Annotated in this window: 12 protein-coding genes and 1 tRNA gene; 8 read left to right on the top strand and 5 right to left on the bottom strand. The window is 46.4% G+C overall.

What is annotated here, in order from left to right; genetic code table 11:
* Window positions 1-65: 65 nt before the first annotated feature.
* A tRNA-Cys gene (locus SEDOR53_RS0105780) sits at window positions 66-136 on the bottom strand.
* 186 nt (window positions 137-322) lie between these two features.
* Here SEDOR53_RS0105780 and SEDOR53_RS0105775 point away from each other — a divergent pair.
* The 3 genes from SEDOR53_RS0105775 (at window position 323) to SEDOR53_RS0105765 (ending at window position 2,679) form a co-directional block, all read left to right on the top strand.
* Entirely contained in the window at window positions 323-925 is a 603-nt protein-coding gene (locus SEDOR53_RS0105775; RefSeq protein ID WP_026768868.1) for a transferase hexapeptide repeat family protein, read from the top strand.
* A gap of 50 nt (window positions 926-975) precedes the next feature.
* Window positions 976-1,980, top strand: coding sequence for a GTPase ObgE (gene obgE, locus SEDOR53_RS0105770; RefSeq protein ID WP_026768867.1), 1,005 nt, complete (start codon window positions 976-978; stop codon window positions 1,978-1,980).
* A 264-nt stretch (window positions 1,981-2,244) separates the two neighbouring features.
* A complete protein-coding gene (locus SEDOR53_RS0105765; protein ID WP_026768866.1) occupies window positions 2,245-2,679 on the top strand; it encodes a hypothetical protein in 435 nt (144 codons plus the stop codon).
* Between the two features lie 95 nt (window positions 2,680-2,774).
* Here SEDOR53_RS0105765 and typA read toward each other — a convergent pair whose 3' ends face one another.
* A complete protein-coding gene (typA, locus tag SEDOR53_RS0105760; protein ID WP_026768865.1) occupies window positions 2,775-4,589 on the bottom strand; it encodes a translational GTPase TypA in 1,815 nt (604 codons plus the stop codon).
* Window positions 4,590-4,678: 89 nt separating this feature from the next.
* Here typA and SEDOR53_RS0105755 point away from each other — a divergent pair, with 89 nt between their 5' ends.
* Together SEDOR53_RS0105755 and SEDOR53_RS0105750 are read left to right on the top strand one after the other, a co-directional pair.
* Window positions 4,679-5,689 (top strand): carboxylesterase, encoded by a 1,011-nt coding sequence (locus tag SEDOR53_RS0105755; RefSeq protein WP_026768864.1) that lies wholly within the window; start codon window positions 4,679-4,681, stop codon window positions 5,687-5,689.
* An 89-nt stretch (window positions 5,690-5,778) separates the two neighbouring features.
* Window positions 5,779-6,678, top strand: coding sequence for a diacylglycerol kinase family protein (locus SEDOR53_RS0105750; RefSeq protein WP_026768863.1), 900 nt, complete (start codon window positions 5,779-5,781; stop codon window positions 6,676-6,678).
* Window positions 6,679-6,681: 3 nt separating this feature from the next.
* On the opposite strand, the gene SEDOR53_RS0105745 is transcribed toward SEDOR53_RS0105750, so the two are convergent.
* Window positions 6,682-8,904 (bottom strand): patatin-like phospholipase family protein, encoded by a 2,223-nt coding sequence (locus tag SEDOR53_RS0105745; RefSeq protein WP_026768862.1) that lies wholly within the window; start codon window positions 8,902-8,904, stop codon window positions 6,682-6,684.
* A 35-nt stretch (window positions 8,905-8,939) separates the two neighbouring features.
* Window positions 8,940-10,010: a COX15/CtaA family protein gene (locus SEDOR53_RS0105740; RefSeq protein ID WP_026768861.1), complete on the bottom strand. Its 1,071-nt coding sequence runs from the start codon at window positions 10,008-10,010 to the stop codon at window positions 8,940-8,942.
* A gap of 49 nt (window positions 10,011-10,059) precedes the next feature.
* Between SEDOR53_RS0105740 and SEDOR53_RS0105735 the strand changes: the two genes are divergently transcribed.
* Window positions 10,060-10,689: a ribonuclease HII gene (locus tag SEDOR53_RS0105735; protein ID WP_232214725.1), complete on the top strand. Its 630-nt coding sequence runs from the start codon at window positions 10,060-10,062 to the stop codon at window positions 10,687-10,689.
* On the opposite strand, the gene SEDOR53_RS0105730 is transcribed toward SEDOR53_RS0105735, so the two are convergent.
* Complete coding sequence (locus tag SEDOR53_RS0105730; protein WP_232214724.1) at window positions 10,658-11,224, bottom strand: L-threonylcarbamoyladenylate synthase; 567 nt, start codon at window positions 11,222-11,224, stop codon at window positions 10,658-10,660. The two genes, SEDOR53_RS0105735 and SEDOR53_RS0105730, sit on opposite strands and share 32 nt — an antisense overlap.
* 90 nt (window positions 11,225-11,314) lie before the next feature.
* Here SEDOR53_RS0105730 and SEDOR53_RS0105725 point away from each other — a divergent pair, with 90 nt between their 5' ends.
* Both SEDOR53_RS0105725 and SEDOR53_RS0105720 read left to right on the top strand, forming a co-directional pair.
* Complete coding sequence (locus tag SEDOR53_RS0105725) at window positions 11,315-12,193, top strand: cupin-like domain-containing protein (protein WP_051416512.1); 879 nt, start codon at window positions 11,315-11,317, stop codon at window positions 12,191-12,193.
* A 185-nt stretch (window positions 12,194-12,378) separates the two neighbouring features.
* Entirely contained in the window at window positions 12,379-13,038 is a 660-nt protein-coding gene (locus SEDOR53_RS0105720; protein ID WP_026768857.1) for a response regulator transcription factor, read from the top strand.
* Window positions 13,039-13,048 lie beyond the last annotated feature (10 nt).

Genomic DNA, 13,048 nt, shown 5'->3' with positions numbered 1-13,048 from the left:
AAGGGACCGCATAAAAATGCAGTCCCGCTCTTCTCGATTGCTTGTACGATAACCTGTCATTATCGAGGCCATGGGTGGATTTGAACCACCGTATAAGGTTTTGCAGACCTGTGCCTTACCACTCGGCCACATGACCAAAAACGATTTGTGCAATAAATAGTAGATATAAAAATCAAATGTTGCTGGTACAACAACATCGTCCGGACCGGACATGGTAAATAGTAATGCTGTTCGATTTCATGAGGCAATATTAGTGTGTTCATATTAATCTACCAAATTAGTAGACTAATATTTTGAAGATTTATTTTGGGTAATTTTATGGATGGTCTACGCTTTTCAACAACATATACCTATTATACACGAATCAGCTTTCCTACATCCGCAGGCTGCTGTAACCGGCCATGTAATCATCGGCAGGGATGTTTACATTGGTCCCGGCGCCGCCATCCGCGGCGATTGGGGAAAGATCATCATTGAAGATGGATGCAATGTGCAGGAGAACTGCACTATTCACATGTTTCCCGGCACTACCGTGTTGCTGAAAGAAAACGCGCATATTGGTCATGGTGCAGTGATACACGGGGCCACCATCGGCCGCAACTGCCTAATCGGTATGAACAGCGTGCTCATGGACAATGTAATATTGGGTGATGAATGCATTGTAGGTGCACTGAGTTTTATCAAAGCCGATGAGCAGTTTGAGAACAGGAGTCTCATCGTAGGCAATCCCGCCAAACGGATCAAAGCCGTGAGCGATGAAATGATGCGATGGAAAACGGAAGGCACGCAGCTTTATCAATCGCTTCCTGAAACTATGCGCCAGCACTGGCACCCAGTGGAACCACTCAGGAGTATGCCCAACGAAACAAGCGAAGAGCAGGCCACCGCCGGTTATAAAACCTGGAACCAGACACGGAACCCATAACATTATTGTACCTTCGCGCCATTATTCAGCATGGTTTCAACCGCTAAGCAGTGTCCGACAAGAACAATTTCATAGACTATATCCGCATTTTTGCCCGCAGCGGCCACGGTGGCGCCGGAGCAAAACATTTCATGCGCAATAAATTAACTGCCAAGGGCGGTCCGGATGGCGGCGACGGCGGCCGCGGCGGTCATATCATCCTCAAAGGCAATGCCCAGTTATGGACTTTACTGCACCTCCGTTATTTTAAGAATGTACTGGCCGAGAACGGCGAAAACGGCAGCAAAAACAATTGCACCGGTCGCGATGGAAAAGATATCATTATAGAAGTACCCCTTGGCACGGTAGCGAGAAATGAAGAAACCGATGCAATAGAAGCCGAAATATTGGAAGACGGACAGGAAATTATATGGATGAAGGGTGGCCGCGGCGGACTGGGCAACAGCAATTTCGCCACACCCACCAACCAGGCACCCGATCATGCACAGCCCGGCGAACCGGGCGTGGAGGGATGGAAAAACCTGGAACTCAAAGTGTTGGCCGATGTGGGGCTGGTAGGGTTTCCCAATGCGGGCAAATCTACCCTGCTCTCGGTGATTACAGCAGCCAAACCCAAAATAGCTAATTACGCCTTCACCACCCTCATTCCTCAACTGGGCATGGTGGAATACCGCGACTCCAAATCATTCTGCGTAGCCGATCTTCCCGGTATTATCGAAGGAGCTGCGGAAGGAAAAGGACTTGGGCATCGTTTCCTGCGTCATATAGAACGCAACTCCATCCTATTGTTCCTCATACCGGCCGATAGTACCGATCACCGGAAAGAGTTCAACATTTTACGCAATGAACTGGAAGAATATAATCCCGATATGCTGCAGAAAGATTTCGTCATTGCCGTAAGCAAAAGCGATATGCTCGATGATGAACTGAAAGACGCCATTAAAAAAGAACTGCCTGCCGGTATACCCAGTCTTTTTATTTCATCTGTTACCAATACAGGACTGAATGAGCTGAAAGACCTGCTTTGGGAGACCTTGAACAAGCCTGCGGCCTAGTTTTTACAATTCCCTAACCTTCTTTTTGCATTTTTTTTCAAATCAGGGGTTACCTTTGTCCCATTCTAGTATTAATCAGTGTAGCTACACGCTGATACTTCGATCGAAATGGTTCTAATTTCCCGCTTGTACCTCTTCGATTTCTCTTAAGCCTACGAATCATCTGTCTTTGCCTTACGTGCACGAATAACGAGTATGTTTATTGCTTGCCTGGAGATCTTTTGCCTGCGAAATTCATTTTAAACCTTTAAAAAAGAAAAATTTATGAAAACGCAAACAAACATTGCAAAAACAATCGTTCTGGGTAGTATTTTATCTGTAGCTGTACTTTTCTCTACTACAGCGCATGCAACCAACGGAACTGCCAGTCCTAAACATGTAGATTCAGTAGCTAACACCATCGTTAAGCCTGAAATCAAATACATCGGCGTTGACAACGACCAACTCCTGTCATTCACTGTTAAATATGACAACCAGGCTGGTCGCAAATTCAACCTCACCGTACTGGACGAAAACGGAGACAACCTCTATAGCGCAACTTACAATGACAAAAACTTCGTGAAGTCATTTAAACTGCCTGCTTTCAGCGTGAACCACCTCACTTTCCTGATCCAGGATGCTAAAGAAAGCTTCCGTGAAGTATTCAACATCGACGTGAACACACGTGAGATCACCGATGTAGTGGTTCGCAAAAACTAATCCCTGCATACCACAATATATTTGTGAGAGAATCAAGAAAAAAGCCATCGCATATTGCTGATGGCTTTTTCTTTTTTATCTGTTGAAGAAAGGCTTTATCCAACTGCTTCTGACTGCATACTCCTCGATGCTTTCTTCCTGTCTTCTTCGTTCAATATGGTTTTACGCATACGGATGGATTTGGGGGTTACCTCAATACACTCATCCTGCTGTATGTATTCCATGCACTCTTCCAGCGTAAACTGTAATTTTGGCGTAATGCGTACACTGTCATCACTACCGCTTGCACGGTGGTTGGTGAGCTTCTTGGCTTCCACAGCGTTCACATTCAGGTCACCGGGTTTGATATGCTCAGCGATGATCTGTCCAGCATAAACTTCTTCTCCCGGATCGATGAAGAAACTACCACGATCCTGGAGTTTGTCGATAGAATAAGCTGTAGTAGTCCCCTGGAATTTAGAGATCAATACACCATTGTTACGCCCGGGGATGGGCCCTTTCCAGGGTTTGTATTCAATAAAGCGATGCGCCATCACGGCTTCACCTGCTGTATTGGTCAACATTTGCGAACGCAGTCCGATCAAGCCCCTTGAAGGAATCTCGAATTCCAGGTGCTGCATCTCTCCCTTACTTTCCATCACCTGCATTTCACCTTTGCGTTGTGTTACCAGGTCAATCACTTTGCCGCTGAATTCAGCAGGCACGTCTACCACCAGGTTCTCATAAGGTTCGTTCTTTTTGCCATCGATGGTTTTCACCAGCACCTGCGGGTTGCCCACAGTCAGTTCATATCCTTCGCGGCGCATGGTTTCTACCAGTACACCCAGGTGAAGGATACCCCTTCCGTACACCAGGAAACTATCGGCGCTATCCGTATCTTCTACACGCAGTGCCAGGTTCTTTTCAGTTTCTTTCATCAAACGGTCGCGCAGGTGACGCGAGGTAACGAACTTACCATCCTTACCAAAGAAAGGCGAGTTGTTGATGCTGAAAGTCATACTCATGGTAGGCTCATCCACGCTGATAATGGGCAACGCTTCAGGATTCTCTGCATCGGCAATGGTATCACCGATGTTGAAATCTTCCAGTCCCACTACCGCACAAAGATCGCCCGACAACACTTCCGTCACCTTACGTTTACCCATTCCTTCAAACACATACAATTCTTTCACCCGGCTTTTCTTAACAGAACCATCGGCCTGTACCAGTGCGATCAGTTGGTTTTCCTTGATGCTGCCGCGGGTTACTTTACCCACTGCAATACGACCTAAGAAAGAAGAATAATCGAGTGAAGTGATCTGTAACTGCAAAGTACCTTCCGATACTTTGGGAGCAGGTACATATTTGAGAATACCATCCATCAACGGAAGGATATTATCTGTAGGTGTTAAACTGTCGTTGAACCAGCCGTTTTTCCCACTTCCATAATATGTGGGGAAGTTGAGCTGCTCTTCAGTAGCGTCGAGGTTGAAGAACAATTCGAACACGGCGTCGTGCACTTCATCGGGACGGCAATTGGCCTTATCCACTTTATTGATCACTACAATCGGGTGCAGGTTCAGCTGCAGGGCTTTCTGCAGTACGAAACGGGTCTGGGGCATAGGGCCTTCAAAAGCATCTACCAGCAGTATCACACCGTCGGCCATTTTGAGTACCCTTTCTACCTCTCCACCGAAATCACTGTGGCCCGGGGTATCTATCACATTGATCTTGATACCGTTATAAGTAACCGCGGCGTTCTTACTGAAGATGGTGATACCCCTTTCTCTTTCGAGGTCGTTGTTATCCATGATCAGTTCACCAGTCTCCTGGTTGTCGCGGAATACCTTGGTGGCATGCAAGATCCGATCCACCAATGTTGTTTTGCCATGGTCTACGTGTGCGATGATGGCAATGTTTCTTATTTCCATGTAAAAATTTGAAGCTGCAAAGGTACGATTTTACGCGCGCAGGGCAAAATATCAGCTATCTTCCTTAGTTTTAAGTAAATCCCCTGTTTATGCGTTCCTTCTCGCGAATATTGCTGATAATCGCCATACTATTTATTATCTTTTTGTTAGGTCCGCGTCCTTCGAAGCCTGTTTATAATAAAGATCTGCCGGCTGTTCCGGCCATCGCAGCAGGATTGGAACAATATGTAACCCATATAGAAGCCGCACACAAGATCAAACCCGATAATGAAGCACGTATTGTATGGGCCAACGATTCCCTCAAACAAAAAACACCTTATGCCATCGTGTACCTGCATGGTTTCAGCGCCAGCCAGGAAGAGGGCAATCCCGTTCACCGCGATATCGCCAGGCAATTTGGTTGCAACTTATATCTCTCCAGGCTCGCAGGCCATGGTATCGATACCAGTGACGCACTGGTGCACATGACAGCCGATGATCTCTGGGAAACCGCCAAACAGGCCTATAGCATTGGCAAACAATTGGGTGACAAAGTAATATTGATGGGCACTTCCACAGGCGGCACCCTGGCCTTGCAGCTGGCAGCCGCTTATCCGGATATAGCCGGACTCATCCTCCTTTCACCCAATATTGCCATCAACGACCCCAATGCCTGGCTGCTCAACGATCATTGGGGATTGCAGATAGCGCGGCTGGTGAAAAAGTCCGATTACAACGTCATTACCGGTAAAGACAGTGCCTACAAACAATACTGGTATACCCAATACCGGCTCGAAGCCCTCACACAACTGGAAGAACTGCTGGAGACTACCATGAATACCGAAGCTTTCTCCAGCGTAAAGCAGCCGGTGCTGATGCTCTATTATTATAAAGACGAACAGCACCAGGATCCCGTGGTGAAAGTGGCGGCCATGAAGGATATGTTTGAACAGCTGGGCACTTTACCGGCACAGAAAAAAATGGAAGCCATTCCCAACGCCGGCGCGCATGTGTTAGGCTCAATTATTGTTTCCAAAGATATTCCGGCTGTGGAAGCAGCCACGACCAACTTCATGCAGGATGTGCTGATGCTGAAACCGGTAACCACTCTACATCATTAACACCATTTTAGGGCATTAACACTGAATAATGTTTAGCATTGCACCAGAATACAACACACTAAGCCGGGCATGAACATTAACTTTTGATGATGGAAAGAAAAATAGTGTATCTCGTCAATCCTATTTCGGGAACTGCCAAAAAAGAGGGCATCAAAAAATTGGTAGAGCGGGAAACAAGCGCACAGGGCATTTCGTATGAAATGACCAACACCAATGCTACCGGTAATTACGATTGGCTGCGCGATAAAGTGCTGGCCGAAAAAATTACCGATATCGTGATCATTGGTGGCGACGGTACCGTGAACCAGGTAACCCGGTCGCTGCGTAACGTTTCTGTTCAATTTGGCATCATACCGGTGGGTTCAGGTAACGGGTTGGCGCTGGCCGCAGGCATACCATCTAAACCACAGCAGGCATTGTCGCTCATTTTCGCAGGCAAAGCCGCCCCCGTTGATGCATTCATGGTGAACAATGAATACTCCTGCATGCTCAGTGGCATTGGCTTCGATGCACAGGTCGCCTATGATTTTTCTACTAAAGCCACCCGCGGATTGTTCACCTACGCACAACAAAGCATCCTGCATTATTTCAAAGCACATCCTTACCAGTTCGAGATCGTACTCGATAATTTTTCTTTTTTCGCAGAAGCTTTTTTCATCAGCATCGCCAACAGCAACCAGTTCGGCAATCATTTCACCATTGCGCCGCAGGCCAGTCTGCACGACGGTTTGCTCGACATAGTGATCGCGCAGAAAATGAACAAAGCCAAACTGCCCTTTGCCATCCTCCGGCAAATACGCGGCAACAATAAACTGCAACAGTTGGTAGATGACATGGGTAAGAAAGACATCCTGTATTTTCAAACGCCTGCACTCACCATCCGCAACCTCAAACTGGCGCCGCTGCATATCGATGGCGAACCCAGGGAAACCGCGGGAGAATTCAATATAAAATTGCTGAAAGACTATTTTCAGTTGATACAGCCCTGATGCTTATTTCATGATACGTTCCAGCTTCATAAATTCGCGTTTGTTGAGCGGGTTATCCAATGCCAGTGCAATGTCTCTTTTTTCTGCTGCGGTAAGGTGAAAGCTCAGGCTGGCCGGCGCATCGTTGCGGGAGGGTACGTATTGAAAACAAAGCCGGTGAAATTGCAACCCATACCCTTCAAAGAAATATTCCAGTTGATCGTGCTGATAATAGTCCTGCAATTTGTACCAGTTATTCTGCAAGAGTAAAAAAGGCTTGGTGAGCCAGTCCATCAGGTTACTCGATTCGAAAGGCCGCTCCCAATCGCCCAGCCCCCTGTCGCGCAACTGCAATAACACCACTTTGCTGGTATTCTGCTGGAACCAGTCTTTGAATGCGTCAATAAAACGGAGTGCCGTTTCCTGTCCGAAGTTATCGCGTAACCCCGCATCCATCACATCGATCACCGGGTCTGAAGGCAGCCATACATTGGGCAATACATAAGGGAAAGTGGCATTCATGCGCAATGCCGATAAGATACTCAGGTTCATCGCATCCTGTTTGGCAAAGAATGTATGGAAGTCTACCGCATCGGCATCGAAAGGAGTGATGCGTGCAACATCGGTCATGGGACGCATCAGGAATCTCGCCGGGTGGGTTCCGATGATCATTTTTCTTCCATCGCGGTTAATAACGGAATTGAAGAACATGAAAGGTATCTGTGCCGTTTGCTCCGGTATTGCATAATCCTTCAACCGTTTATCAAGCACCCCATGGGTATTCTCACTGAGCTTCTGTTCAAAAGCATAACCACGGTCTTTGGAATACTGGTAGCCGAACTTGTTGAATTTCTGTACGGGGCCCATGATATCGCGCGTTACAAAAGAAGAGAACAAAGGACTCAGCAGGTCTTTTGAAATATTATCAACGTATTGCCCGTCGTGGAGGTTGATCGAATTCCCTTTCAGTTTCTCCAGGTACAGTTCCCTGAAATAAGCAGCGCCCAGTGTACCACCCGAAGCACCTGTGATGAGCAATGTCCTTTTCATCAATTCACCACCCATCATGCTGTCGAGCCTTTGCAATGCATTCATGGTGAAGGTAGCGCTTCGCGTACCGCCTCCGCTGGTGTTTATGATGTATACGATGGGCTTATCGCTTCCCTGTTTGGCTTTCCACCGGTTCAGTATTTCGAGGTACTGTTTTTTGTCTGCCTCCATGTTTTCACGGGTAGCCATCTTCATTACCGACTCGCGACTGTAAACAGGTCTTTCTTCTTTGCCCTCGTATTTCAGTCCGTACGCTTTGTTGCGCGGATCGATGATATTGTGCTGGTACAAAAAATTCATTCCCACATAGATCGATACCAGCAACAACAGACTCCAGCTATGTAAAAACAAGGAGATAGCACCTGCTCCCGCGATCAGTATGGCAAAGAATACGGTGATACTGGCAGCGGCCGGTAACTGGAACAAGCGGGTATCTGAAATATATCCCAATGCCACCAGGAAAATGAACGCAACCAGTATGGCAATAACGGCCGCAAAATGGTGCCGTTTGAAAATGGTATCGAGGAAGTCCTGGCTGTAGTGCCGCACATCCCTGGGTTTGCGCAGGTGCAGGCTGGCACTCAGGAACCAATCTACTTTCAGGTCGGTCTTTTCTTTGGGTAGTGGATTGTTCTTCGATATCTCTGCATAACGGGTATTAGCCGTGGTAATCACATTGGCCATACTCCTGTAAATGGTTTTATCGGCACCGAAAAAATAAATGAATGCGATGAGTATGGACAAAATAATGCCCACTCCAAATCCTCCTACCATGAGCAATACTTCCGATAAAGGAAACAATTCCTGCTCGCGTGCATAACTCACGGCTTTGATGAAATAAAACACCAGGAAAACGAGCGGTATCACCGCATTGTTGATACAATATTTTAAAAATGGCTGCGCTGTGGTAGCAAGGAATTTCAAATGCTTGCTGTGCAGGATGAAAGTGGTGATGTTCCAGCTCATGATGAACACACCAAGTGAAAAACCCACAATGCCGGTACTGATCGGACTCACCTCGCCAAAATATTCAGGCGCCAGGAAAAGAGAATCTGCACCGAATGTATGCATGAAATCGCCGGCTACCGTGGCAAATAAAATATACCAGAACAACAGGAATACCTGGTACCTGCGGAGGTGCAAGAGTAAAAGCTGAACAGGCAGTGAGAACCAGAAACCAACCAGGTATTTTTTCATACAACCAAGACCATTTTTTTATAGCAGTTGCTGCTTTATTCCACTACCGCTCTTTCCCTTCGCACAATATACAGCATCCACACCAGTGACAGCAACAACAACATGCCTATTAGTTGGTGCAATTGCGCCATCCATTCAAATATACCCCATTTACCCGGTACGATACCGGTGCTGGTGAGTACTGCTGCAATGCCCAGCAATACCTGCAAGCTTACTACAGCCAGCGGCATCCATTTGGTGCGATCGAATAACCCTGTTCCTTTTGTTTTAAACAATCGCAACGTCCAGATAACAATCAATACCAGCAACAAATACGCCAGCCCCCGATGTATAAAATGGATTAACGTTTTGTTGTCGATGAAGTTGAGCAGGAAATGTTCATTGGCAAACATTTTCTCCGGTATCCACTGTCCATTGATGGTAGGCCAGCTGGGCGCCGCTGTAGCCGCTTTATGTCCGGCCATCAATGCACCATATAATAATTGTATTACCAGCAGGCAAAGCAATAACCAATTCCATTTTCTCGCACCGGTGTTATAGGTTAACTGTTCTTTTTTCACCAATAGCTGCAGAGCAAACCAGAAAGTGTAGCAGAGTAGTCCCAGTGCAAATATGAAATGCAGGGCCAGCCGGGTAGGTTTCACATATACGGCATCGCCCGTTAAACCACTGGCTACCATGATCCAGCCTACGGCTCCCTGTAAAGCGCCCAGTAAAAACAAGATGAGGAGCGGTCTGATCATTTCTTTTTTGAAATATCCTTTCAGCAGGAACCAGCCAAACCCCATGGCAAACACTACACCAATGAGCCTGGCCCATAAGCGATGAAACCATTCCCAGAAAAAAATGAATTTAAAATCGGAGAGGGTAAAATCGAAATTCAACAAATGAGATTGCGGCGTTTGCCTGTATTTATCGAATTCCGCCATCCATTGCTGCTCATTCAAAGGAGGCAGCGCGCCTGTGATCACATCCCATTCGGTAATAGACAACCCGCTTCCCGTTAAACGGGTAATGCCTCCCAGTGCAATCTGTATCACTGTCATACCCACTCCCACCAATAACCAGGTGGCTACTAATTTCGAAGAACGTGCCGTTGTATCCATAACTCCTTTTTCAGAATGGCACAAAGGTACTGAAACTGTATTGGGAGATATGAATCGGAATGTTGAATTTTACCGCGTGTTACAATCGCATTTTCAAACGGAGCTGATAGAAGCGGGCTGTGATGAAGCAGGCAGGGGTTGTTATGCAGGGCCGGTATTTGCAGCGGCAGTGATCCTGCCGGTCGATTTTCATCATCCATTGTTGAACGACAGTAAACAACTTTCTGCAACGCAACGTGAATCATTGAGACCTGTGATAGAATCTGCCGCCATCGCCTGGGCAGTGGCGCAGGTAGACAATCACGAGATCGACCGCATCAACATCCTCAAAGCTTCTTACAAGGCCATGCATTTATCCATTGATCGGTTAACAACTTCACCACAGTTGTTGCTCATCGATGGCAACCGCTTCATCCCTTACCGGCAAACGCCGCATCGTTGCATTGTCAAAGGCGATGGTATTTATGCCAGCATCGCCGCCGCAAGCATTCTCGCCAAAACATACCGCGATGCTTTTATGCAGGAGCTGCACCTGGAATTTCCGCAATACAAATGGGATTGCAACAAAGGGTACGGAACAGCCGATCACAGGACTGCCATTGAAAAACATGGTTTGTGTAAATACCACCGGCACAGTTTCAACATCATCAAAAATCCACCACACCTGCTCCTTCCCTGATCACTTCATAAGTATCGTGCGTGCAGTCGATCACCGTAGAAGGTATCATACCGCCGATACCGCCATTGATCACGATGTCTACCTGGCTGCCGAATTTCTCATAGATCAGTTCGGGATCCGTGTATTCTTCCACCATTTCCCCTGGCAAAGAAGCAGATAATATAGGGTGGCGCAGTTCTTGTACAATGCCTCGGGCAATGCGGTTATCGGGCACCCTGAGCCCTATGGTACTCTTTTTGCTCTGTAAAATTTTAGGGACTTCCTTACTGGCCGGCAGGATAAAAGTATAAGGACCGGGCAAATGACTTTTCAATAAACGGTACAGGGGCGTGGAAGTACTCTTGGTATACTGGCTCAGGTCGCTCAAATCATAACAAACAAAACTCAATTGCGCTTTGTGGGTTTCTATTTGTTTGATACGCGCGATGCGTTCCACCGATTTGTGCTGGAAAATATCGCATCCGAGTCCATATATTGTATCAGTAGGATAAATGATGATGCCGCCCGATAAAAGACATTCTGCAACAGTTTTCAAATGCCGGGGTTGTGGATTGTCCGGATGGATATGCAAAAGCATCCCTAAAAATAGCGCATTCATCTTATTTTTGCATGTAAAATTTCCATTATGCAGTTACAGGCTATTGACGTGGTAAGTTCGATCAGTGCGACAGATTTTAAAAAAAATTATTACGAAGCCAATCGCCCCCTCATTATAAAAGACCTGGCTAAAAGCTGGCCGGCTTATGAGAAATGGAACTGGGATTATTTCAAGCAACTGGTGGGCGATAAAAAAGTAGGCCTCTATAATAATACCAAGAGTGATGCATATACCCCCATCAACAAGGCCGACGATTACAAGACCTTTGGTGAATACATTGATATGATCCGCAAAGGTCCCGCCGGATGGCGCATTTTTCTTTTCAATATTTTCGAACACGCACCACAACTCACCAATGATTTTACCTGGCCCGATGAACTGATCACGGGTTTTGTAAAACGTTATCCCATGTTATTCGTAGGCGGCGCTACCAGCATTACCCACATGCATTTTGATATCGACCTGAGTCATATTCTGCATACACAGTTTGTGGGTAGAAAGCGTGTGTTGTTGTTTCCCAAAGAAGAACAATACAAACTCTACCGCAAACCTTTTGAAGTATTAAGCCTGGCCGATTTCAGCCATTATTACCAGCGCAACGGCACACCCGATTACGAAACCTTCCCTGCACTCAGACTGGCCAGGGGATACGATGCTGTACTGGAACATGGCGATACGCTTTTCATGCCTGCCGGATACTGGCACCACATGGAATACCTCGACAGCGGATTTGCCATGAGCCTTCGTGCTATGCAGTCTTCCTTCACCGGAAAACTAAGCGGTGTATGGAACCTGTTTGGAATGCGTACGATTGACACAATGATGAAGAAAACATTTCCGCATCCCTGGTACGATTGGAAAAAGAAAAAAATATTCGAGCTCGCTAATAAGGAACTCAATAGGTGATTTCTACAGTCACGCGTGAAAAACACTGTTTTAAAAACAGTGTTTTCTACATACGAATTCCGTATAAACACCTCATTTTATTCTGTTGTAAACCCGCAAATTTGTAGTCGCATCATTCCGGCATGGGTTTTGTCTTTTCAAAACCAAACTGGAAATGATCGTTTATCTATATATAATGCGCTGCTATGACAAAGATCGTCTTGGTCGATGACCATGTACTGCTGAGGAATGGACTTGTTTCATTGATTAATTCTTTTCCCGATTATACCGTTCTTTTTGAAGCTAATAACGGAAAGCAATTCGTCAAACAACTGGATCCTGAAAACCTGCCTGAGATTGTTATCCTGGATATCACCATGCCCGAGATGAATGGGTACGAGACGGCATTATGGCTCACCAACCATTACCCGCAAATCAAAATACTGGCGCTGACCATGCTCAGCGATGAACGTTCCATCATACGGATGTTCAAGAACGGCGCCAAGGGATTCCTGTTGAAAGATTGCCGGCCACAGGAACTGAAAGCGGCGCTCGACGGGCTGATGCATAAAGGCGTATACCTCAACAGGATTACCTGTGACAGTATCATCCATAATTTCCAGTCTACCAATAGCGCCGACGACGAGGAGCAAAAAATGGTAAATGAACTGGATGAAAAAGAGAAAGAATTTCTAGCGCTCTATTGTACAGAAAAAACACACCGCGAGATCGCAGAAGTTATGGGTGTTCCGTTACGTGTCATCGATAATTTCCGCGACCTGTTGTACCAGAAATTGCAGGTATCGTCAAGAGTAGGACTAGCGCTGATAGCCATGCGCAATAATATTGGCGACAGCGTTTATTAATACCCAACCG

This window comes from Asinibacterium sp. OR53 (assembly GCF_000515315.1).
Lineage (GTDB): Bacteria > Bacteroidota > Bacteroidia > Chitinophagales > Chitinophagaceae > Sediminibacterium.
This window is presented reverse-complemented; position numbering and strand designations above follow the sequence as displayed.